The following is a 22,888-nucleotide window of genomic DNA, read 5'->3' on the forward strand; positions in this document are numbered from 1 at the left end:
ATTTCCCGGCTTCGTATATGTTACGCCCCTTGGCGCGCGCTCCTGGCGCATCCTGAGTCGCCGCGCCCCTTCAACGGAGCATTAACTGCATGAGAAAAACGCTGATAGCCAGTGCCGTGGCCGCCGGCCTGCTGGGCTTGCCGTGTCTGTCGATGGCCGAGGACGGTTTCGTTACAGGTAGCAAGATCGAGCTCAACCTGCGCAATTTCTACATCAATCAGGATCAACGCAGCGGCGACCCGGGCTATTCCAAGGCCGAAGAATGGGGCCAGGGTTTCCTGCTCGATGCACGTTCGGGTTATACCCCCGGGGCGATCGGTTTTGGGGTCGACCTACTGGGCCAGCTGGGAGTACGGCTCGACGGTGGCGGACGCAGCGGCAAGACCGGGCTCTCGCGCAACCCCGGTGTCATATTCCCGCTGGATGACGATCAGGCCGCCAGCGATTTCAGTCGCCTCGATGTGGCCGCCAAGGCGCGCATATCAGAGACTGAACTCAAGGTGGGCGTATTGCAGCCCAGCCTACCCGTGCTCACACGCAACGACGGGCGCCTGCTGCCACAGACCTTCCGCGGCGCTCACCTGACCTCGGGCGAGGTCAGCGATCTGACCCTGCATCTGGGTGAGATAGCACGGGCGAGTGGCCGCGCGTCGACCGACTATGAACACCTGCGCATCAGCGGTGGGTCCGAGCGGGTCAATCAGTTCCGTTTTGGCGGAGCCGTATACAAGATCAATGACAGCCTGACCGCGACTTACTTCCTCGCCGAACTTGAGGATTACTATCGCCAGCATTTTCTCGGGGCCAAGCACAGCGCTGAGCTGGGTATCGGCACGCTGGAGACTGACCTGCGCTACTTCAACAGCGATTCGGTGGGGGCCAATGACGATCGCGCTGGCGGTTATGGTGCCCGCGGATTCTTCGACGGCGGCGCTACCTCCGGTCGCGTGAACAACCAGGCGCGCAGCGCCCTGTTTACCTATAGCGTTGAAGGGCATGCGATTGGCCTGGGCTATCAGCATCTCAGTGGCGACAGCGACTTCCCCTTTATCAACAACGGCGACGGCGCGACGGCCTATCTGATCACCGACGCGCAAATCGGCAAGTTCCTGCGCGCCGGGGAAAAGACCTGGGTGGCCAGGTACAGTTATGACTTCGGCCAGGTCGGCGTGCCGGGCCTGAAAGCGTCGGGCGCATACCTGCGCGGCAGCGACATCGACGTAGCCGAGCGTGGTGCTGACAAGGAATGGGAACGCGACCTGCGGCTGGACTACAAGGTACAGAGCGGCGTATTCAGGAACGTCGCCGTGTCCCTGCGCCATGCCAGCCTGCGCAGCAAGGTAAGCAACCAGCGAAATGTGGACGAGGCCCGCGTCATCCTCAGCTACAGCATCGCGCTGAAGTAAATCGCGCCGCGTGATGGAAGGCCGGGTTCCACCCCGGCCATGGTGCCCGCCGGAATTGCCGCTGGTCGAGATGGAACTCGATGAGATGGTCTCCTCCCTCTCCCTCTACGGCGTCGTGATGCGCCTGAGAATAGATGCTAAACATCTATTGAGAAGCGAACGGAGACAGGAGGAGACCATGAACAAATCTATGACAGTCGGCATCGATCTGGCAAAGGCTATTTTCTTCGTTGTCGTTCTGGACCCGTCGGGTAAACAGGTGCACCGCAAGAAGCTTCGCCGTCAGCAGGTATTGGCTTTTTTGGCGAATTACCCGCAAGCAGTAGTGGCCATGGAAGCCTGTTCCGGATCCCATTACTGGGCACGGGAAATTGAAGCAGCTGGTCATCAAGTGAAGCTATTGCCACCGCAGCACATCAAGGCTTACTTGCGCCGTCAGAAGAACGATTATAACGATGCCGAAGCCATAGCCGAGGCAGCTCAATATGGGCGAGTACGCGCCGTTGCGGTGAAAACGGTTGAGCAGCAGCTGGATCAAAGCCTTCAACGCATGCGGCAGGCTCTGCTTGCCGACCAAATCGGGTTGATCAATCGCACACGCGCCCTGCTGGCAGAGCACGGCATTGTCATGCCCGAAGGCAAGGCGAACTTCCGCAAGACGGTCGTAGCCTTGCTGGAAGATCCTGAGAACGGATTGCCTTGGCGTCTGCGCGAACTGGTCAATCGTCAGTATCAGCAGTACTGCATTTGGGAGCAGGAACTGGAGTGGTACACACAACAGATTGAGATCAGAGCGAATCAGGATGAGGTCTGCCAGAATCTAATGAGCATCCCGGGCTATGGCGAAATCGTCAGCAGTGCCTTCCGCTGCTGGATAGGCGATGGCCACCAATTCAAGAATGGCCGGGATGCCTCCGCCGCTATGGGGCTGGTCCCCAAGCAATACAGTACGGGAGGCAAAATTATCCTGGGCAGGATCTCCAAATGTGGCGACAAACGTATGCGGGCGTTGCTGGTGCATGGTGCCAGGGCATTCGCGCGCGTGGCCAGCAAGCGCAATGACAGACTCAGTCGATGGGTGTGCAACCTGATTGAGCGACGAGGCTACAACAAGGCAGTCATTGCTCTAGCGAACAAGTTGGTACGCATAGGCTGGGCTGTTGTAACCCGCTGTGAACCTTATCGGGCGATCAATATCAGTCAGTAAAAGCTGGGCAAGGCACGGGTTAACAAGAGGAGTTCCCCCCAAGGTTGCGAAGGCAATCAGCAAGCGATGACAACACAGGTTAGGCCGGTGTATCGAAAACCTGCGGAGGGTCAGGGCCATCAAGGCCGTGAACTCGATTAGGACGATACACTTACGGTACTCATCGAGGCCCGCAGCCGCAGGTTGCATACAGAGGCCGGATATACGACAGACAACCTACATGCCATCAAATGCTGGAGGCCTTGCAAAGAGGGAGGGGACCATATACGACCTTCCATGCTCCCCCGGCCACGTATGCAGGCAAGCTCTGCCTGGTCTTGCCCGCTTCAGGGTCTCCGCTTCTGTCTCACTCGCGCCCCTCCGCAATCATCGTTCCGGCCGATAAAAACAGCCCCCGATTTATGCCCGAGCGGTTACCATACCGCCTCGACATTCTTGCCTCTCCGCAACCCGCTAAGCAGCCCATAGCCGACGCTTTCCCGGACTCACGCGGATATTCACACAACCCAGGGAGCTGGTTCCGATGAGCGGGCTTAAAAGTATCATTCTTCACCATTCGTACTTTCGCGGCCTGCGGGTACGCATCGAGTGCGACGGGCACACCAACCTGCAAGGCACCAACGGCGCGGGCAAGACCTCCGCGCTGCGCCTGATCCCGATGTTCTACGGCTACGAGCCGAACCGGCTGGTCGACAAGGTCGCGGGCAAGGACAGCTTCATCAATTATTACCTGCCCAATCGTCAGTCCATGCTGGTGTTCGAATACACGCGAGCCGATGACGAGCGTTGCTGCGCGGTGATGTATCGCAAGGAAGGTGACGCCGGTTTTGCCTACCGATTCGTCAAGGCGGACGCCGACGCCAGCGTGTTTCATCCCGACATGGAGGCGCTGTTTGCCGCCGGCGAAGACGCCGGAAGCATTCTGCGCCACCAGGTGCCTGCGCTGGATATCCGTGTCAGCCCCGAGATCAATCGCATAGTCGACTTCCGCTCGATCATCCAGAACGACCCCACCGGCGGAGGCCGTCGGGTGCAGGGTGCCCGTTCGCGCATCGATGTGCGCACACTCGCCGGCCAGTTCGGGCTGGGCTCGATACGAACCCGCATGCAGCACATCGATGCGCTGACGACCGTCTCCATCAAGAAGGATCAGATGATGGCGCGACTCAAGGAAATGATCGTCGACTCACTGCTCAGCGACGTGGTCAATCTCGGCGCGCCGCCCAGCCACATCAAGAACGAGGGGCTGTGGAGCGACTTGAAGAGTCTCACCGCGTTCGGCGAGCATGAGAAAACCGTGAAGCAGGCGCTTACCGATTTCGAATCGGTCAAGGACAACCGGCTTGCGCTCGACGGCTGCCGGCGGGCTCTGTCGGATCTACAGGCGCTGGGCGCGGATCAGGCGGCTCTTCTCGGCCGCCAGATGGCCGGCATCAATCTCGATATCGAAGCGCTTTCAACTGAGCTGGCCAGCAAACGCGAGGCGCTGGATGAGCAGATCAGCCGTCAGCGTGCTGAGGTCAACACCTACACCAGCCAGGTACAACGTCTCGAGGCGGAGCGCGATAACTGGGAAACGGAACGCAACATCCGTCATTGGGAAGCGGAACTGGCGAACCTGCCCATGGTGCGCTCCGACCTCGATGCTGCCAGAGACCGCTTGCAGGTACTCAAGGCAGAAAGCGAAAACATCGCGCATGAAGCCGACATGGCTAAAGCGGCAATCAACCAGCAGCTCGAGCAGGATCTGGACGCGCTGGAAACCCGCCAGCATCAGGCGCAGGAGGCACGGGACGCGCTGCGCAGCCAGCATCAGCAGGCCATCGAGGCGCTTGAACAAAGCCGCGAGCAGGAGCTAGAAGCATTTGAGGAGCAATTGGCGCAGGTGCGCCACGAATGCGAGGCACTGCTTGAAGACGCACGCGAGCAGGAACGCCAGGCCCGCGAGCCCAGCGCGACCGAACTTGAGCAACGCCGCAACGCAGCCGACGCCGTAGCCCTGGCGCGGGAACAACGTGAGCAGACAGAGCGGGATCTTGAACGCCTGCGCCAGCAGCTCGAGCAGGTGAGCACCGGCGAACGCAGCGCCGAACAGCACTATGAACGGGCCAGAGGAGAGCTGCAGGAGGCCAAAGCTCGCCGGGACGGGATCCACTCGCTGCTGTATCCCGAAGACGGCACACTGCTGGCCTATCTACGCGCTAGCGGTCTGCCCTGGCACGAGAATCTGGGCAAGGCGATCAATCCTGCGCTGCTGACGCGCACCGACCTGGCACCGACACTGTCCGGCCAGGCCGGGTCTGATTTGTATGGCGTCTGCCTGGATCTTGACGCGATTGCGCTGCCGGCTGCAGCCGAAAGCGAAGCCGCCCTGCAACAGCAGCTCAGCCGCGCCGAACAGGCTATGCAACGTGTCGAGCTGGAGCTGGGGCGTTGCGAAGAAAAATGGCAAGGCGCGCAGCAGGACCAGGCCCGGGCAAAGGAAGCCTTGGTCCGCGCCCGGCAGGCCCATGACAAAGCGGGCGAGCGTTACGCCCAGGCCGAACATAGTGCGGAGCTGATACAACGGGAAGTAAAGGACAGCATCGAAGCGCGGACGGTTCAGGCAGCCGAACATGTGCGCCACCTGGCGCTGCAGACGAAGGACCGGATCAGCCAGGAGCAACAGCGCCGCAATCAGCTGAAAGCACAGTTCACCCAGCGCCGCGATGCGCTCAAGCGTTCACATGACGAACAGCTGGACGCGGCAAAAGCAGCGCTCGAAGCAGTGCAGGAGGCGGTCGATCAACGCCGTTCCGCCGCTGCGCAGGATCTGGCGGCCATTGAGCAGGCGCGCGACGAGCGACTGCGCGGCGCCGGGGTGGACGTCGCGTCTATCCGCGAAACCGAGCAGCGGGTGAAATCGCTGAGTGACCGCATCGGACAGACTCAGTCCATGGACGAGCCGGTGCGCGAATACCGCTATTGGCTGAAGCATCACTGGGCCGGCCTGGAGGCATTGAAGGAATCGCTGTATCAGGCACAGAACGCGCTGACAGAGGGCAAGCGCCAGGCGAAGGACTGCAAGGCCAGCTACAACACGCGCATCAACGCCCTGAAGGACCAGGCAAAACAGCTCGGCGCCGGGCTCAAACGGCTTGAGGAGCAATTGCGCGACTGGGAGCAGCTGGCGCGCAGCGCCAGCGAACTGAGTGACAGCATCCCGGTATCGACCGAGGAAATCGCCGCCCATCAACCTGGTGCAGCAGAACACACCGGGTCGCTGGAGTCCGCCGCCCTGGTCACTGACGAGTTGCGCCGTTTGATCAAGGCGACTGCCGAGACCAAAGACACCGTCATCAAAGCCTTCACCCGCTGCGTTGCTGCACTCAATCAGCACCCCGACTCGCAGGTGTATCAGAAGTGGCAGCATCTGCATAACGCGCGCCTGCACACCTCCCTGCATACCGAGGGCTCCGAGGCATTCCGTATTGAGTCCATGGCCGACCTGCGCCGGATCGTCGAGCATGACCTGCCCGAGATCCGCAAGGCCCTGATTGAGAACGTGAAGAGCGCCGGCGGCGCCATGGCGCGCTATTACGAGGAACTCAAGGACATCGATCTGCGGGTCAGCCAGGTCTCGCGCACGCTGGAAACACGGATCAATACCGAGCACGACTTCGAGGCTATCTCCGATATCCGCATCCGTCTGCTGTCGCGCATCACCCAGTTCGACTTCTGGCCGCAGCTCAAGGCCTTCGCTCGCGACTGGCATGAATGGGAGCTGACGCGCCACCACGACCTGCCCTCGGAAACGCTGCGCATCGGGCTCAGTTCACTGGACAAGATGTTCCGCAGTGCGCGCATGACCACCAGCGATCTGGGTTCGCTGGTCGAGCTGGAAATCCAGTTCACCGAGAACGGCCGTATCGTGCCGATCCGCAACGACAACGACCTGCGCAACTCCAGCAGTACCGGCTTGTCCAGCATCGCAGTGGTGGTGCTATTCGGCGGGCTGTCGCGCTTCCTGTGTCCCGATGAGAGCGTAACCATTACCTGGCCGATCGACGAGCTGGGCGAGTTGCACCCAAGCAATATCGACAAGCTGTTCCGCATGATGGATCGCAAGAACATCGTGCTGTTGTGCGCTCAGCCCACCGCTTCCCACGAGTTCCTGCGCCGCTACAAGCACCGTCTGCTGCTGAGCAAGGACCACGGGGTGCGCGATTTCGTGTATGCCAACCAGGCGTCACCCAACAATCCGCTGGCGCAGTTACTGGCGGGCAGCGAAGCGCTCACCGAAGGAGACCAGGCATGAGCAACGCCACCTTCCGCCACGTCATCGAAAAGCTGCTGCAAGGCGAGCTGCTCTGCGAAGTCAGCGACGAGGCGGGCTACTTGTACCTCCAGCTGGAGGACAACCTCGACCGGGTCAATCAGCACCTTGCGGTGCTCGGCCGTGGCGTCGCGCTGACCAGCGATATGACCGGCTATTACTGCGTGTACCTTGATGTCGAGGACAAAGGGGTTCGCAACCGGTTGAACCATCAGTTCCATGCCCTGGCCACCAAATGGGAAGCACTGCTGATGTGGCTGCGCCTGACACGGCAGTTGTCGCCGGAGGCGCATCCTCTGAGCGCACGCGACATCCTCAAGGAAAGCGAACTGCTTGGCGCGATTGAAAGCTCCTCGGCCCTGCAGGCCGAGCTTGAAAGCATCGCGCAGCGTTTCCAGATGCGCGGCAAGGTCGATCCCCGTACGCGCCTCAATCAATTGCTGCGCTTTCTGGAAAAGGAAGGCTTTCTCGTTGAACGTCACCCCTCCGTGTACCAGGCCACCGCGCGCTGGTCGATGCTGCAGGACCAGATGGAATTCATCCGTCAGCAGGAAGGCATCCAGCTTGCTGACCGGGAACATGACCAGGCCTCGGCGCAGGAACAGGAGCAGCTGATCTGATGGCCAGGTACGACGAAGCCACGCGCACCATCCGCATGCTGGACAAGCACTGCGAGGTGCTGAGCCGCGCCTGCATCGAGAACCAGGGCATCATCGTGGACGAGCAGGACGGCGCAAAAGCCATCGCCGATCTGCAGGCGCACCGGCTGGTTTTCCGTCTGGATGAGCGCGACCCCTACGTGCAGGTCAACCGGGTGGTGTCCGAGCTGTTCCACCACGCTACGCAAAACTACCGCCGCCGGTTGTCGAGTGGCGCTGTGGACGATCTGTTCGACCAGCTCAAGCATGCCATCTCGGGATATCTGGCTACCGCCGACCGCGGTCTGATGCGCGATCAGAAAGTCTACGAATCCGAGATTCAGGAGATCGTCGCGCACCTGATAGACACCTTGCGCGAGATCACCCAACGCTTCGCCGGCTACGTGCGCAACGAATTCAGCATGGTCAGCGATCTGTCGCAGCGCATCCGCGAAAATGAGCGAGCGATCAGAGAAGCCTCCCAGCTCAATGACCTGTTCGCCACCCTGAGGCCCGATGTGTTATCGGAGCTCGCCCGCTCGGATCGTCTGCTTTCGCACTTGCTCAAGAAAGTCCTGGGGCGGGCCGTCAGCTCCTGCGCCGATGAACTGCACGACGCCTTGCACAAGCTGCGCGAGAACCTGACCAAGCTGCAGGATAATCAGCGTTATCGTGAACACAACGAGCTGATTGATACCCTGCTGCAACACTATCAGCGCAACCCCGGTTACCAGCCCGGACTGGAACAATACCGCGGTATTCCGCGGATCTTCCGTGCCGCCGAACGGCTTGAGCTGAAGGCGCACCCGCCCATCGACAGTCCCAGCGAAGAGCGTGCGCTGAGTGATATTGCCCAGCAGGCGCTGGCGCGCATCGCAGCGGATGAGCAGCCTGAACGCCAACGCCAGGAGCCGCCGCTGGTACCGGTCAAGGATTGCCGGGATGGCGTATTTCTGGCCGAACCTGAGCCGGTAGAGCAAGCGCTGCGACAGATGTTCGAGATATTGCCGCAACTGGCCGAACAGCAACCGGCCTCCTCCCTTGCGTGTCTGTCCTGTCTGGACCTCGAAATCGACCCCGAGCTATGGCTGGTCTGCGTCGCCGATCATTACGCCAACAGCGACTACGCCAAGGGTGACCGGCTTAGCATGCGCTTCCGTGAGCGGCCCCTGCCCGGCTACTCCGGCAACCATCTGGTCGAGGACATCGAGTTTCGCCTGGTGAGCACCGCCGAATACACCTAGCGATACTTAAGCGATCCGGAGAAACCGGCCGTTTGCGCGATTGCCGCAGTGGCTTGAGCGCTCACGGCCTTCAAGGAGTTTCAAATACGCTGTGCATTCCAGCCAGCCGTCCCGTTGGCTTCGTCGACAGGCACGATATTGTCCCCTTCGACCTTGCCAATGTACTGGCGAGAGTCGATGGAAAAACGGATCTCGTTACCATGCAGGCGCGGATCAGAAAGCATCACGGGCTCGCCCTCGATCTCGGCACTGCCCACCACCCGTTGATAGCTCTGTTCGATCAGGATTAGCGCTTCGATACCCTCTGCGGTGGTCAGCTGCCATTTGCCAGCAACGCTGGCTGGCACCGTCCACATGTACACCGTACCGCCTTCGACCGTATCGGACTGATCCGGCTCCCACTCGCCCAGCTCAAAGCTATGCGTTAATACGCGCGTTCCGGGGTTCATGCTTTTGAGGATTACCGGTTGCAGCCATATGTTTTTGGCGTTGAGCTGATACAGGGTCAGTACCGAGGCTTCGGACAGGTCAGCTTCCAACAGATCGCCCTGTTCGAAGCGGACCCGATCAGCCACGCCGGCCCGCTCGGCGTTTTGTCGTGCTTCGGCGATACGGTCTTCATCCAGGTCAATGCCCATAGCAGAACCTGCGTTCCAGTCCTTGACGGCGGCAATCGCGATTCGCCCATCGCCAGAGCCCAGGTCGATCAGGTGGTCGTCGGGCTGCAGCTTCGACATTTCCAGCATGCGCTCCACGACAGGGTAAGGAGTAGGTATGTGAGAGACGTCCAGTGTGGGTTTCGCCACTGCCTCGTTTCCAACAGACAGCAGGGAAACGAGCGAGATGGACAGCGTTGTGGCACAGGCGCGGTGAATGCCCGTACGGGAAGAGAAGAGAGCCATCATTCCTCCAGCAAAACACGTTTGACTTAAAAGGAATCCGCGATAGTGAGCGAAAAAATCCTAAAGCGGAATGGATGCGGGCTGGTCCGAGCCAAACACCAGCACGACGTGGCTTCCCTGCTCTCTCTCCAGCTAAGCCGCAGGCGAGCATGCTGTCAACGCAGATGGCAATGTGACAGGTTGAAGCGTGAGCGAGATCTCAATTAAGCACGAAAAGGCCTCTGGAACAGGCATTTCAGGCGTTTAGGCATTATCGGACATGGAACCCAGGGTGTGGTTTACAGGTCTGTATCGCCGCCAAAGCAGCACGCCTTAACGCAGCACATTACCCTGCATAAGGGTCTCGCCACCGCACCAGAGCCGCCACTCCCCCGGCAGATATAACTGCCATTCTTCGTTACTGGTCAGAGGCTCGGTAGCGATCACGGAAACGATATCGTTAGGTGTGGTGTGCTCCTGAAAGTCGATCGCCAACTCGCGGTCGCTCAGCTGGGCGGGGCCGAAGGGTGCGCGGCGCGTTATCCAGGCCAACTTGCTGGTGCACAGGGTAAACAACCATTCGCCGTTACTGATCATCAGATTGCATACCCCTTTGCGCGCAAACTCACCGCAGATTCCCGCCATGCAGGACACCAGTTCGTCCAGCTCAGGTGGTGAGTCGAAACGACTCCGCAAGGTGTTGAGCAGCTCACAGAACAGGGACTCGCTGTCGGTTGAACCCACCGGCTGGAACGACCCCGGCGACGCGGTGAAGTCCGGCAGCTGCCCATTGTGGGCAAAGGTCCAGTAGCGACCCCAGAGTTCACGCATGAACGGATGGGTATTGGCCAGACCGACACGGCCGACGTTGGCCTGGCGGATGTGACAGATCACGTTCTCTGACTTGATCGGATAGGACTGCACCAGCTGGGCGATGGCGGATTGGTGACATGGCTGCGGATCGTGAAAACAACGCACCCCCAGCCCTTCGTAAAAGGCAACGCCCCAGCCATCGCCGTGCGGGCCCGTTCCGCCGCCCCGCTGCATCAGCCCGGCAAAGCTGAAACAGATATCGGTCGGCACGTTGGCGCTCATGCCCATCAGTTCGCACATGGTTTCGGTCCTCTGTCAGACAATGACTTGATCTTAGGCCAGGCGAAAACGCCAGGCCACCACTCCGAAACTAACCCGACACCCTCTAGGGAAGCGCTGAACGATTCCTTGCATACTCTGCGTGACCTGAAGCATGCAGATGCAAGGAATTGTTCAGCGCTCCCCTAGTCTCAACAGTGACACTATCGTCAACGGGAGTCTTTCGATGAAATTTTCAAAGGAGTACGTCACTGCGCTGTTTCTTGCCTTCGCCCTGGTCGTAATGGGCGGCTGTACCGTGGCATCGGGTCAGAAGTCGGCAGGCGAGTTTGTAGACGACAGCCTCGTCAGCACCCAGGTCAAAACTGCCTTGATCAAGGATGACACTGTCCGCGCCAGCGAGATCAACGTAGAAACTTACAAAGGCGAGGTTCAGCTGACCGGTTACGTCAGCTCACGCGCAGCCGCCAACCGCGCAGTTGAACTGGCACGCGGGATAAAAGGCGTCACCGCAGTCCGGGACGATATGCAGATACGCTGATGCAAACGCCCGGCACACTGCCGGGCGCGCCCCTTAGCTTCCCCCACCCATCGCGAAGCCTGTGTAGGCAAGCCAGCCGGAATACAGCCCGAGTATCAGGAACGCCAGAGCCGCTACCCGGCGAATCAGATCCAGCGGAAGCCGTCCGGCTACCGCGTTTCCCAGAAACACGACGGGCACATTGGCCAGCATCATCCCCAGCGTAGTGCCAAGCACAACCCATAGATAATCGACAAACTGCGCCGCCAGTACGACAGTCGCCACCTGCGTCTTGTCGCCCATCTCGGCAATAAAGAACGCAACCAGTGTTGCCATGAACGCCCCGTACCGACCAATCGGCGCTGTATCTTCCTCCTCAAGCTTGTCAGGCACCAAGGTCCAGGCCGCCACCGCGATGAAGCTCACTGCAACAATGCTGTGCACAATGGTGTCGGTAAGCAAGCTGGCAACCAGCTGACCCAGCGCGCCAGCCAGCGCGTGATTGACTACCGTCGCGACGAAGATGCCCAGAACGATGGGCCAGGGATGATTACGAAAACGTACCGCCAGCAGCAGCGCCAGCAACTGGGTTTTGTCGCCGATCTCCGCCAGCGCAACAATACCGGTTGATACGAAAAAGGCTTCCACGGGTGTTCCAGAGAGGGCGGATCAGCGAACCAATGACACGCGTGCACCCCCGCCCTCGGTTAGTGCATGCATGTCAAAGGTCTCGTCAGACCCGATCGAACAGCGGGCCGCAAACGCCACGACCTGTTGGCCGATTATGTTGACGTTTGCCATGGAAGCCATGCTTCCGGAGAGACTACTCCCCTAAGACGGCCGGAACTTTAGCAATAAGGTCCGGGCAGATCAACCGGGAGCCGTCGCCGAGTACACCTTGAAGCGATTATTCTCGCGCAGCACTTGGCAAGGGCCGATATGAGCTTCTACCAGCGCGGGGTATTTCAGGAAACCATTGGCGACAATACGCAGCTCACCGCGGGGCACCAGATTGCGCGTGACCTGCTCGAAGAAGCGCTCGGCGATACTGGTGTCGTGCCGGATGCCGCTGTGGAACGGTGGATTGCTCACCACACCGGCAAAGCGCCCGTGCACATCACTCAGACCGTCCGAAGGATAGACCTCGGCTTCGATATCATTGCGCTTGAGCGTCTGGGCCGCGCAGTACAGCGCAAGTGCGTCGACATCGACCAGCTCGAATCGGGTGTCGGGATTGCGCCGGCCAAGGGCAACCGATAGCACCCCTGCCCCGCATCCGAAATCCAGCACTCTACCGGTGGGTAACTCGGCAGGCTCTTCCAGCAGCAGCTCGCTGCCCTCATCCAGCCGGCCGTGGCTGAATACGCCGGGCAAACTCACCAGATCGATGTTCTGATCATGCAACTCGACGGTGATTTCGCGCATCCAGTCTTCCAGGCGGAACGGCGCAGCCTGGCCGTTCACCGGCATGCGCCAAAGCTGGCAGTGACGCGCTGAATCGAGTTTCTCGGCATTATCGCCATATGCAGCCAACAGCTTTTCCGCACGGGTGATGCCGCCCTTTTTCTCACCAACCAGATACAGGGGAAGGCCAGCCTTGAGCAACGGTGCCATCTGCGCCAGTGCATACTCGGCACGTTCCAGCGCTTTGGGCATCACCAGAATAGCGCCATCGAGCTCTTCTATTTGTGGGCAGAGATGCGAAAAACTCAGATGCACCTCGTCCAGCTGGCCATTCAACCCCAGCCAAACGGCGTAATCCCAGGTCCAGACGTGCCAGTCAGCGGGTAGTTCGCTGGTCAGGCCGTCGGCTACTGGATTAACCAGGAGAAGCCGCTTGTTGGCGAACAACTCGCTACTGCGCTCGATGATTTGGCTGGTGTTGTCCATGACGGGCTCCTCAATGCTGGAAGGGGCTGGGATTGTACGCGGACGGGTGACGCGGACCAAGCTGATCATATGCGGCAGAGTATGCACGCTATCCGCTGGGCTGGTATCGCGGGGGCTGGAATCGCGAGGTCAGCTGTCGCGAGCCGACAGGGCTGCAAGTACGTTCCTGTAAGCTCGTCGATGACATCCCTGTTATCGGACGGTCGGCTCAACTCTGTCGCCTCGCTTCGCATGAAGACTGGAGCTGCCTGACAGGAGGAGCAAAGCGAAAGCGGTTCTAAATCTCCACCTCACGCCTATGCTCATTCAAGCCCGCCGGCTGTCAGGGTGGAGCGAGTGTTGGAAACAGGGATGTTTTCACCAAGCCCCCAGGGACGGGTTCACTGCGTCTTGTGCAATCCTGACAGCCGGCGGGCGCCCTGCTCCGACCCTATCAGCCGCGGAACCACGCGCTCGCAAAAGCACCTCAAGCAAAAACTGCTTTGGCTCTGGTTTGAAGTCAGCTGTCGCGAGACGACAGGGCTGCGCCGACACGCTGCAAGTACGTCCCTGTAAGCTCGTCGATGACATCCCTGTCATCGGACGGTCGGCTCAACCCTGTCGCCTCGCTTCGCCTGAAGATTTGCGTTGCCGGATGGCACACCCCAGAACGGATTCATTCTCCGCATCACGCCGATGCTCGACCGAGCATGCCGGCTGTCAGGGTGGAGCAAGTGTTGAAAACAGGGATGTTTTCACCAAGCCCCCAGGGACGGGTTCACGGCGTCTTGCGTAATCCTGACCGCCGGCAGGCGATTGGCTCCACAGTTTGCCGTGAAACTCCAAGCCCAAGACCGAATCCCCCTGGCCCCTGTTCCAAAGGGGGAATGGTGCTGTGCTTTGTCTGCTCATACGCATGCAGGCAACCATCCACTGGGCTTGAAGCTTCCGGTTCAGCTTTTACGCGGCTTGGCTCTAGTGGTGGGCTGGGCTTGGGCGGGGTCGTCTGGCCAGTAGTGTTTAGGGTAGCGGCCTTTCATGTCCTTTTTGACCTCGGCATAACTGCCTGCCCAGAATCCGGCCAGATCCTGGGTCACCTGCAGCGGGCGCTGCGCTGGGGACAGCAGGTGCAGTTTCAGTGCGATCCGGCCGCCGGCGATGCGCGGGGTGTCGGTGCTGCCGAACATTTCCTGCAGACGCACTGCAAGGACGGGCGGCTCTTCGGCGTAATCGATGCGGATTCTCGATCCAGTGGGTACGGCCCAGTGTGTCGGCGCCTGCTCATCGAGCTGTTTTGGCAGCGGCCAGGGCAGCAAGGTGGCGAGAATGCTCGCCAGATCCAGGTTGGCGAAGTGAGCGAGGCGGCGCACGTTATCAAGATAGGGCGCCAGCCAGTCTTCCAGCGTATCCAGCAGAGTCACGTCCGACAGATCGGGCCAGGCACTTTCAATGCCTGCATCTTCATCCAGCCGACGAAGCAGCTGGATACGCGCCTGCCACTGTCGTAGCGCTGGGGTCCAGGGCAGTAACGCCAAGCCCTGGCGCCGCACCACGTCACAGAGCGCTCGATTGCGCTGAGCCGGGTCGATCTGTGGAAGCGCCTCACGACTGAATATCAGTTCGCCCAGCCGGGTTTGCTGTTCCGCCAACAGGGTTTCGCTGCGCGGGTCCCATTCCAGGGTGTCCCGTTTGCTCAATAACTCCGGTAGATGTTCACGCACCCGTTCAGGGTTCAGCGCAGCGGCCATAAAGATGCGTGCGCTACGTTGCGCTGCCTGACCGCCCAGACTGGCGACAGTCAGCCAGGGCTGTTGCTGCAGGGCATCCACTTCGAGGAATGCCGCAGACCGGCCGTTGGCCAAACGGTATTCGCTGCCCGCCTCGCCACGCCGCTGAGCAACGCGGTCGGGATACGCCATTGCCAGCAGCACGCCGATCCATTGCGCGGCAGTCGGGTCTGATACCTGCTGGTTGTTTGGCCGCTGTCCAAGCAGACGTTGCCACTGTGACGCAAGCTTTCGGGCACGCTGCAGCGCGCCACGGTCAACCGCCGGCTCGGCCTCAGGCGCAGCGAATACGGCCATACGCCGTGCAATATCGGCGTCCTGCACGTTGCGTAGAATATCGCGTTCGCCAACGATTGCCGCGAGTTGGCACGCCTGCTTGCCCAATCCCAGCGAGTGGCCACGCAATAGCATGTGAGCCAGACGCGGATGCATCGGCAACGCGGCCATGGCAGCGCCGTGCTCGGTCAGCTTCCAGCCCTCGGCGTCCGCTGCCAGCGCACCCAGCCGTGCAAGCAGTTCACGGCCCTGCTGCAATGCCGCAGCGGGCGGCGGGTCGAGCCAGGCCAGTTCTGTTGCGTCCTGCACGCCCCACTGGGCCAGTTGCAACGCAAGCGGCGCCAAATCGGCCTGAAGCATTTCCGGTTGGCTTTGCGCAGCCAGCTGCATATGTTGATCAGCTGACCAGAGGCGATAGCACACACCCGGTTCGAGGCGCCCTGCCCGGCCGGCGCGCTGCTCTGCCGAAGCGCGGGAGATCCGTCGCGTCTGCAGTCGCGTCATGCCGGACACCGGATCGAAAGCCGGTTCGCGGGACAACCCGGCGTCGATGACTACGCGGATACCCTCGATGGTCAGACTGGTCTCGGCGATAGAGGTCGCCAGTACCACCTTGCGTTTGCCAGCCGCGGCCGGACTGATGGCCTGGCGCTGGGTGGTAAAATCCAGATCACCGTAAAGCGGCGTGACGAGAACATCCGGCCGACCGGCGAGCGCTTCATTCAGCCGCGCTTGAACCCGGCGTATTTCCGCTGCGCCGGGTAGAAAGACCAGAATGCTGCCCGGCTCTTCTGCCAACACCTGCAGTATCTGGTGCGCCACAACCGGCTCGATGAACCGCCCTGGTGGAGGGGCATTGCCGTATCGCACCTCCACCGGATACTGGCGGCCTTCGCTGCGGATCAACGGGGCATTATCCAGCAGCCGGCTCACCGCCTCGGCATCCAGTGTGGCGGACATCACTAGCAGCCTCAGCGGAACCTCATCGCGCAGGTACTGCTGGGTTTGCAGACAAAGAGCCAGCCCCAGATCAGCGTCCAGGCTACGTTCGTGGAATTCATCGAAAATCACCAGCCCCACGCCTGGTAGCTCAGGATCAGCCTGCAACAGGCGCTGTAATATGCCCTCGGTGACCACTTCGATGCGGGTGGCCGCGCTGACCTTGCTTTCCAGCCGAATGCGATACCCAACCGTTTGCCCCACCGGTTCGCCAAGCATGTCAGCCAGACGTTCCGCCGCCGCGCGCGCAGCCAGGCGACGTGGCTCGAGAAGGATGATCTTTTGCCCGGCCAACCATGTATTATTCAGCAGCTTCAGCGGGACCAGTGTCGTTTTGCCTGCACCCGGAGGCGCCTGCAACACGGCGCAGGCATGGCTGGCAAGGGCCTCCTCCAGCTGGGGCAGGACGCTCTGGACCGGGAGTTCGCTCGTCTGGTTCAAATAGAACTCGCTACACTGAAAACTGAAATGGGCCGTCATTCTAACCGGCCCTGCCGTCTCACACGAACGCCGACATAACGGATTAGAGGAGTTGACTGATGCGTCTGAAACCACTGGCCTGTGTATTGCTCACCACCGCGCTGGCTACCCAGCTTGCTGCCTGCGGAACCATTTTCTATCCCGAGCGCCGGGGGCAGATTCAGGGCAATATCGATCCTGGCATAGCCGCCCTCAACGCCATCGGACTGCTGTTTTATCTGGTGCCCGGGATCGTGGCCTTTGCAGTGGACTTTGCGACCGGGGCGATTTATCTGCCCGACCAGCGCTACAGCATCGCTCCTGAGCGTCTCAACGAAGCCGTCGATGCCCAGGGCAAGGTAGACCAGCTCAAATTGAAAGCGATCATCAAGCAGGAGCTGAATCTGGATCTGCCGTTGGAACGCGCGCAACCAATGGCCAAACCCGACCACCAGGAACTGGCCCTGCTCGGGTTGGCACCGCAGCGCGCCTGATGGCGACCGAAAAGATCATGGACCCTGCGGCCCGTAGCCGGCTGCTCCGATTTGCCACCTATGCTTCGGTGACCGTGGCGCTGACCCTGATCGTGCTCAAGGGTTCGGTCTGGCTGATGTCCGGGTCGGTGAGCCTGCTGGCCTCACTGATTGACTCGTTCATGGATGCGGGCGCCTCGATCATCAACTTGTTTGCAGTGCGCTACTCGCTCAAGCCCGCCGATCGGGAACATCGCTTCGGTCACGGCAAGGCCGAAGCGCTGGCCGGGCTGGCTCAGTCCGCGTTTATCAGCGGGTCGGCCATTCTGGTATTCATTCAAGGCATCGAACGGCTGGCTAACCCCCAACCGCTTGAAGCAGCCTGGCTCGGCGTAGTGGTCATGCTGATATCCATTGCCGCTACTATCGGACTGCTGCTGATTCAACGCCACGTCATCAAGCACACCCAGTCCACGGCCATTAGCGCCGATGCCCTGCACTATCGTTCGGATCTGTTGATGAACCTGAGCATCATCGTTGCGCTGATACTTGCCTACTACGGTATCGCCCGGGCGGATGCGCTATTTGGTGTGGTGATTGCGCTCTATATCGCCTATGGCGCTGTGCGGATCGGTCTGTCAGCCACTCAGATATTGATGGATCATGAATTGCCTGATGAGGTCCGTGCCCATGCTCTGGCGCTGGCTCGGGCTGTACCCGGCGTCGTCGGCGTACACGACCTGCGCACCCGCGAGTCCGGACAGCATTGGTTCATGCAGTTACACGTTGAACTACCCGCGGACATGTCACTTGCCCAGGCGCACGATCTGGGTGAAGACGTACGCATGGTCATCGAGAAAGCCTACCCCCAGGCCGACGTGCTGGTACATACCGACCCGGCCTGAAACGAAAACGGCCGACCCAAAGGTCAGCCGTTTTCGTGTTCTGTCCGTTTCGCACTCTGGTGAAATGCTGCCTTGTTCCCACGCCTTGTGAGCTGGGTGACCGAGTGGCTGCAGTATCCGGTAAGATCTGCCGCCGCTTCTCCTGCTGGTTGAAGGAGAGGTTGGACTGTTCGGTCCGGGCTTCAAACTTGAAACAATGGTACCCCGACCGCAGCGCCATTTCTTGTCTAAAATTGCACAATAAGCTTACCATCCAGCAATCAAACACCTGATATCTCGCATTTTCTGCAATTTTAGAAGGCATCACCATGAATGAGCACAATCTCGACCGTTATGACCTCAAAATTCTCGCCGAACTGCAACGCGACGCTCGTATCAGCAACCAGGAGCTGGCTGAGCGTATAGGCCTGTCACCCTCGCCCTGTTCACGGCGGGTAAAACACCTCGAAGACACCGGTTACATAACCCGCCAGGTGGCCCTGCTGGACCCGGCTCGCCTGGGACTGAAATTGACCGCCTTCGTATTGATCGGCATGGACCGACACACGCCTGAGCGTTTCGAGGGGTTTGAAAAAGCGATCAAGGGCTGCGCGGAGGTGCTTGATTGTTACCTCGTCACCGGCATGGACGCGGATTATCAGCTACGTGTAGTGGTGCCGGATATGGAGCATTACCAACAGTTCCTGCTCGGTACCCTGACGCGTATCGAAGGCGTTTCCAGCGTACGGTCCAGTTTCATGCTGCACAAAATCGTCGCGTCCACTGAACTTCCACTGGCGCATATCACTCCTCAATAAACCAGCATCAATCAAAGCTGAGCGCATCAACCGGGACCGGTACAATGCGCGGCGACTTTTCGTTTTCAGGAGCAATCACTTGGATTATCAGCAGTTTGAAGCGCTTGCCATGCCCCTTTTGCTATTTGGCCTGGTGGCTTTCATGGGGTTCATCGTCTGGGACCTGGCCAAGAAATCCGAAGCCGGCCGTTACGGCACCATGGTGCTGTTCTTCGCGCTCGGCCTGGGTGTGCTCGGTTTTATTATCAAAGCCATCATTATCGGCCGCGTTGACGGCTGATGTCAGCTGATTCAGCGCGCAGCGGACCAGTTTCGCTGGCGTCTCAATAGTGGCATGCTCAAGGCTTAGCTCGTCCCATTGCGTCAGCAGCCAGGAGGTATGCCCATGAGCCTCGATATCCTCGCGGAAACCCACGAAGTCACCAATCAGGTGCCGCCATTGGAAGGCACCAACCTCTACCGCTCGGATCTTCCGCTGCAGGAATGGGTAAGGCGTTATGGCGGTGGCTGGGCTGACGAAGCGTTAACCGGCTACGGTGAGCTGGCTGGCGGTCGCCTGATGGCGGCCGGCTTTCTGGCCAATGAAAACAAGCCGGAATTCAAAAGCCATGACCGCTATGGCCATCGCATTGATCTGGTCGAGTTCCATCCCGCTTACCATGAATTGATGTCAGCGGGCATCGCCGCCGGGATCACCTCTGCACCATGGACTGACCCGCGTCCCGGCGCGCAGGTTGCGCGCGCCGCAACCATGTATCTGCATAACCAGGCAGAAGCCGGCACCAGCTGCCCGATGACCATGACCTACGCCTGCGTTCCGGCGCTGCGCCTGCAGCCAAACCTGGCCGACGCCTGGCTACCAAAGATACTGTCCCGCGAATACGACCCACGTAACCTGCCGATTGCCGAGAAGACCGGCGCCACTATTGGCATGGCGATGACCGAGAAACAGGGCGGCACCGATGTGCGCGCCAATACCACTCGCGCGCGTCCGACCGGCCTGGGCGGACCCGGCAAAGCCTATGAGCTGGTCGGCCACAAGTGGTTCTGTTCAGCGCCGATGTGCGATGCTTTCCTTACCCTCGCCTACACCGACAAGGGCCTGAGTTGCTTTCTGCTGCCGCGCCACAGGCCGGACGGCTCGCGTAATGAATTTTATATCCAGCGCCTGAAAAACAAGCTGGGCAACTGGGCCAACGCCTCGAGCGAGGTGGAGTTCCGGGGGGCGCTGGCCTGGATGGTGGGCGAAGACGGGCGCGGCGTGCCGACCATTATCGAGATGGTCTCGCTGACCCGTTTCGACTGCATGATCGGCTCCAGCTCGCTGATGCGCCAGGCCGTGACCCAGGCGATTCACCATTGCACGCATCGCCAGGTGGGCGGTCGTCCCCTGGTCGAGCAGCCACTGATGCAGAACGTGCTGGCCGACCTGGCGCTGGAAAGCGAAGCCGCGCTGGCGCTGACCATGCGCATGGGCAAGGCGCTGGACAGCGCGCACGATGAACAGGAAGCAAAATTTGCGCGCCTGGTCACCGCCATCGGCAAATACTGGATCTGCAAACGCGCCCCGGCAATGATCAACGAAGCACAGGAATGCCTCGGCGGCGCAGGTTATGTCGAGGACACCATCCTGCCGCGCCTGTATCGTGAAGCACCGGTCAATTCCATCTGGGAGGGCTCCGGCAACGTGCAATGCCTTGACGTGCTGCGCGCACTGTCGAAGGAGCCCGGCGTGCTGGACGCGCTTTTTACCGAGCTTGGAAATGGCCAGGGCGACGCCCGGCTTACGGCACATATCCAGCGTCTGCAGCAGGCTTTCGCCGACAAGGACGACATTCAGTACCGCGCCCGTCAGCTGACCGAAGATATTGCCGTTGCGCTTCAGGCGAAGCTCTTGCTGGATGCGGGCAATCAGGCAGTATCCGACGCCTTCATCGCCAGCCGTCTCGAAGGGCGCGGGCATGCCTTTGGCACGCTGCCCCGCGGTCTTGATGTCGAGGCACTGGTGGCACGCTCTGCGCCCATACAGAACTGACGTTCTGCATGGGGACAGGACGATAACGCTCATTGGAGCATAAGGAGTGAGCTGCCGCGTGACGACAGGGCCGTGCCGACACGCTGCAAGTACCTCCCTGTAAGCTCGTCGATGACATCCCTGTCATCGCACGGTCGGCTCAACCCTGTCGCCTCGCTTCGCATGGAATTAGGTGTTTCCTGACAGGAAGAGCAAAAGGCTGACAGACCAAAGCGGTTCTAAACTCTGCCTCACGCCGATGCGCGACCAAGCCCTCCTCCGGGCCACATTTCACGCTATCGGCGAACACCTCAAGCAATACAGTTATTCGGTTGGTAGAGTTACGGAGTCAGCTTCCGCGAGTCGTCAGGGCTGCGCCGACACGCTGCAAGTACGTCCCTGTAAGCTCGTCGATGACATCCATGTCATCGCACGGTCGGCTCAACCCTGTCGCCTCGCTTCGCATGAACATTAGAGTCGCCGGATGCCACATTCCAAACCAGGTTTAATCTCCGCCTCACGCCGAGGCTCAATCAAGCCCGCCGACTGCCAGGGTGAAGCAAGTGTTGAAAACAGGGATGTTTTCACCAAGCCCCCAGGGATGGGTTCACTGCGTCTTGCGTAATCCTGACAGTTGGTGGGCGACGCACCAAACGCTACTGGACCTGCGTCACCAACCGCTCTAGCATGGCTGGCTTTACGCTGCAGTACTCATCCATGCAAAACCCAAGAAAGCCCTTCGCAGCCAAGCGCCCCCTGGCGAAACCACGTCGCAAACCAATCGCGCCGCCAGCCAATCCGCGTCTTATCGCCTTCAACAAACCGTTCAACGTCCTGACCCAGTTCACCGACGGGCAGGACCGTGCGACGTTGAAGGACTTCATCGACATCAGCGGCGTTTATCCCGCCGGGCGGCTGGATCGGGATAGTGAAGGATTGCTGCTGCTAACCAACGACGGTCGCTTGCAGGCGCGGATTACCGATCCAAAGCACAAGCTGGCGAAAACCTATTGGGCACAGGTGGAAGGAACTCCATCCGACGAACAGCTGGAAAACTTGCGTAAAGGTCCGGTGCTGAATGACGGGCCAACCCGCCCGGCAGAGGTCGCAGTGATAGCCGAGCCCGAACTATGGCCGCGCGATCCGCCGGTGCGCTTTCGCCAAAGCATTCCTACCAGCTGGCTTGAAATAACCATTCGCGAAGGCCGCAACCGCCAGGTGCGGCGGATGACCGCCGCGGTTGGTCTGCCTACCCTGCGTCTGGTGCGCGTGCGCATCGGCGACTGGGCGCTGGATGACCTGCAACCCGGACACTGGCGAGAACTGACGCCAAAGACGCCAAATTAACCGATCTAGCGCGCACGCCGGAACCGGGGTGCTCATTGGGCATGACGCCTTCACCCGCTGCGACTATTCTGGAAGCACGCAAACCGAGTCGGAGCTTTCATGAAACCGCTGTTTTTGGCCCTTAGCCTGTTGCTGATTCCCGCCGTGCAGGCGGACCAGCCCACCACACAGACCGCTGACCATATCGAGCCCTGGACACTATCCGATCAGTTCGACGAGCCCTACACCTTCGACCCGGACGAACGCGTCATGCTTATCGCTGCAAGCAAGGGCGCTGCAGGGCTGGTAAATGATGCGATCAAGGACCAGCCAGAGGGCTGGCTGGCGCAGCGCAAGGTGGTATACGTTGCAGACATTACCCATGTCCCCCGGCTGATAGCCAACCGCATGATGGTCCCCTCCATGCGCTCTGCACCGTACCGCATTCTCCTGGACCGGGAGGATCAGGTGGCAAGCCGGTATGTGGAGGAGCGCAGCGAGGTACTCTGGCTTGAACTGGAAGACAGCCGGATCGTCGAGCGGCAGCGCTTCGACTCCGCCGCGGCTCTGCGCCTGGCGTTAGAGGCGCTCGATCCCGTTAAGGACACGAATACGACTGCGGACCCAGAACCTGCGGACCAATGACCCTGCCCAGTCCTGGCGACTCAGTCTAGAATGGC

The 22,888-nt window shown here is 60.3% G+C and carries 18 protein-coding genes and 1 riboswitch; of the genes, 13 read left to right on the top strand and 5 right to left on the bottom strand.

Annotation, left to right across the window (positions count from 1 at the left end; all coding sequences use genetic code 11):
* Positions 1-89 precede the first annotated feature (89 nt).
* The 5 genes from G3M63_RS18460 (at position 90) to G3M63_RS18480 (ending at position 8,810) form a co-directional block, all read left to right on the top strand.
* Complete coding sequence (locus G3M63_RS18460) at positions 90-1,406, top strand: OprD family porin (protein ID WP_163984048.1); 1,317 nt, start codon at positions 90-92, stop codon at positions 1,404-1,406.
* Positions 1,407-1,584: 178 nt separating this feature from the next.
* Positions 1,585-2,613: an IS110 family transposase gene (locus G3M63_RS18465; protein ID WP_150302441.1), complete on the top strand. Its 1,029-nt coding sequence runs from the start codon at positions 1,585-1,587 to the stop codon at positions 2,611-2,613.
* Between the two features lie 523 nt (positions 2,614-3,136).
* Positions 3,137-6,910, top strand: coding sequence for an ATP-binding protein (locus G3M63_RS18470; RefSeq protein WP_163984049.1), 3,774 nt, complete (start codon positions 3,137-3,139; stop codon positions 6,908-6,910).
* The gene (locus G3M63_RS18475; protein WP_163984050.1) at positions 6,907-7,548 is read left to right on the top strand and encodes a hypothetical protein; all 642 of its coding nucleotides are present in this window, start codon (positions 6,907-6,909) and stop codon (positions 7,546-7,548) included. Before G3M63_RS18470 ends, G3M63_RS18475 begins: the two co-directional genes overlap by 4 nt.
* On the top strand, positions 7,548-8,810 hold the full coding sequence (locus G3M63_RS18480) for a hypothetical protein (protein WP_163984051.1): 1,263 nt from the start codon (positions 7,548-7,550) through the stop codon (positions 8,808-8,810). Before G3M63_RS18475 ends, G3M63_RS18480 begins: the two co-directional genes overlap by 1 nt.
* A gap of 80 nt (positions 8,811-8,890) precedes the next feature.
* Here G3M63_RS18480 and G3M63_RS18485 read toward each other — a convergent pair whose 3' ends face one another.
* Positions 8,891-9,712, bottom strand: coding sequence for a cyclopropane-fatty-acyl-phospholipid synthase family protein (locus tag G3M63_RS18485; protein ID WP_163984052.1), 822 nt, complete (start codon positions 9,710-9,712; stop codon positions 8,891-8,893).
* A 312-nt stretch (positions 9,713-10,024) separates the two neighbouring features.
* Positions 10,025-10,804: a class II glutamine amidotransferase gene (locus G3M63_RS18490; RefSeq protein ID WP_163984053.1), complete on the bottom strand. Its 780-nt coding sequence runs from the start codon at positions 10,802-10,804 to the stop codon at positions 10,025-10,027.
* Positions 10,805-11,009: 205 nt separating this feature from the next.
* On the opposite strand from G3M63_RS18490, the gene G3M63_RS18495 reads away from it, so the two are divergent.
* On the top strand, positions 11,010-11,324 hold the full coding sequence (locus G3M63_RS18495; RefSeq protein ID WP_163984054.1) for a BON domain-containing protein: 315 nt from the start codon (positions 11,010-11,012) through the stop codon (positions 11,322-11,324).
* 33 nt (positions 11,325-11,357) lie between these two features.
* On the opposite strand, the gene G3M63_RS18500 is transcribed toward G3M63_RS18495, so the two are convergent.
* From G3M63_RS18500 to hrpB, 3 genes are all read right to left on the bottom strand, one after another.
* The gene (locus tag G3M63_RS18500; protein ID WP_150299707.1) at positions 11,358-11,951 is read right to left on the bottom strand and encodes a TMEM165/GDT1 family protein; all 594 of its coding nucleotides are present in this window, start codon (positions 11,949-11,951) and stop codon (positions 11,358-11,360) included.
* An 88-nt stretch (positions 11,952-12,039) separates the two neighbouring features.
* A riboswitch (yybP-ykoY riboswitch) is annotated at positions 12,040-12,147 on the bottom strand.
* A 26-nt stretch (positions 12,148-12,173) separates the two neighbouring features.
* Entirely contained in the window at positions 12,174-13,193 is a 1,020-nt protein-coding gene (locus tag G3M63_RS18505; RefSeq protein ID WP_163984055.1) for a methyltransferase, read from the bottom strand.
* A 932-nt stretch (positions 13,194-14,125) separates the two neighbouring features.
* Positions 14,126-16,675 carry an ATP-dependent helicase HrpB gene (gene hrpB, locus G3M63_RS18510; RefSeq protein WP_256669877.1) on the bottom strand — a complete coding sequence of 850 codons (2,550 nt, stop codon included), beginning with the start codon at positions 16,673-16,675 and terminating at the stop codon, positions 14,126-14,128.
* 98 nt (positions 16,676-16,773) lie between these two features.
* Between hrpB and G3M63_RS18515 the strand changes: the two genes are divergently transcribed.
* The 7 genes from G3M63_RS18515 to G3M63_RS18545 all read left to right on the top strand — a co-directional run bounded on the left by G3M63_RS18515 (position 16,774) and on the right by G3M63_RS18545 (position 22,853).
* Positions 16,774-17,187 carry a polyribonucleotide nucleotidyltransferase gene (locus G3M63_RS18515; protein ID WP_163984057.1) on the top strand — a complete coding sequence of 138 codons (414 nt, stop codon included), beginning with the start codon at positions 16,774-16,776 and terminating at the stop codon, positions 17,185-17,187.
* A gap of 14 nt (positions 17,188-17,201) precedes the next feature.
* Complete coding sequence (locus G3M63_RS18520) at positions 17,202-18,071, top strand: cation diffusion facilitator family transporter (RefSeq protein ID WP_371923595.1); 870 nt, start codon at positions 17,202-17,204, stop codon at positions 18,069-18,071.
* Between the two features lie 308 nt (positions 18,072-18,379).
* Positions 18,380-18,868, top strand: coding sequence for an Lrp/AsnC family transcriptional regulator (locus G3M63_RS18525; RefSeq protein WP_150299702.1), 489 nt, complete (start codon positions 18,380-18,382; stop codon positions 18,866-18,868).
* A gap of 79 nt (positions 18,869-18,947) precedes the next feature.
* Positions 18,948-19,148 (top strand): DUF2788 domain-containing protein, encoded by a 201-nt coding sequence (locus G3M63_RS18530; protein ID WP_371923486.1) that lies wholly within the window; start codon positions 18,948-18,950, stop codon positions 19,146-19,148.
* Between the two features lie 105 nt (positions 19,149-19,253).
* Complete coding sequence (locus G3M63_RS18535) at positions 19,254-20,903, top strand: acyl-CoA dehydrogenase family protein (RefSeq protein ID WP_163984058.1); 1,650 nt, start codon at positions 19,254-19,256, stop codon at positions 20,901-20,903.
* Between the two features lie 696 nt (positions 20,904-21,599).
* Positions 21,600-22,229: a pseudouridine synthase gene (locus G3M63_RS18540; protein ID WP_150299700.1), complete on the top strand. Its 630-nt coding sequence runs from the start codon at positions 21,600-21,602 to the stop codon at positions 22,227-22,229.
* Positions 22,230-22,328: 99 nt separating this feature from the next.
* Positions 22,329-22,853: an FAD/FMN-containing dehydrogenase gene (locus G3M63_RS18545; protein WP_163984059.1), complete on the top strand. Its 525-nt coding sequence runs from the start codon at positions 22,329-22,331 to the stop codon at positions 22,851-22,853.
* The last annotated feature ends 35 nt before the right edge of the window (positions 22,854-22,888 follow it).

It is taken from the genome of Pseudomonas sp. OIL-1, from assembly GCF_010669185.1.
Taxonomy (GTDB): domain Bacteria; phylum Pseudomonadota; class Gammaproteobacteria; order Pseudomonadales; family Pseudomonadaceae; genus Halopseudomonas; species Halopseudomonas profundi.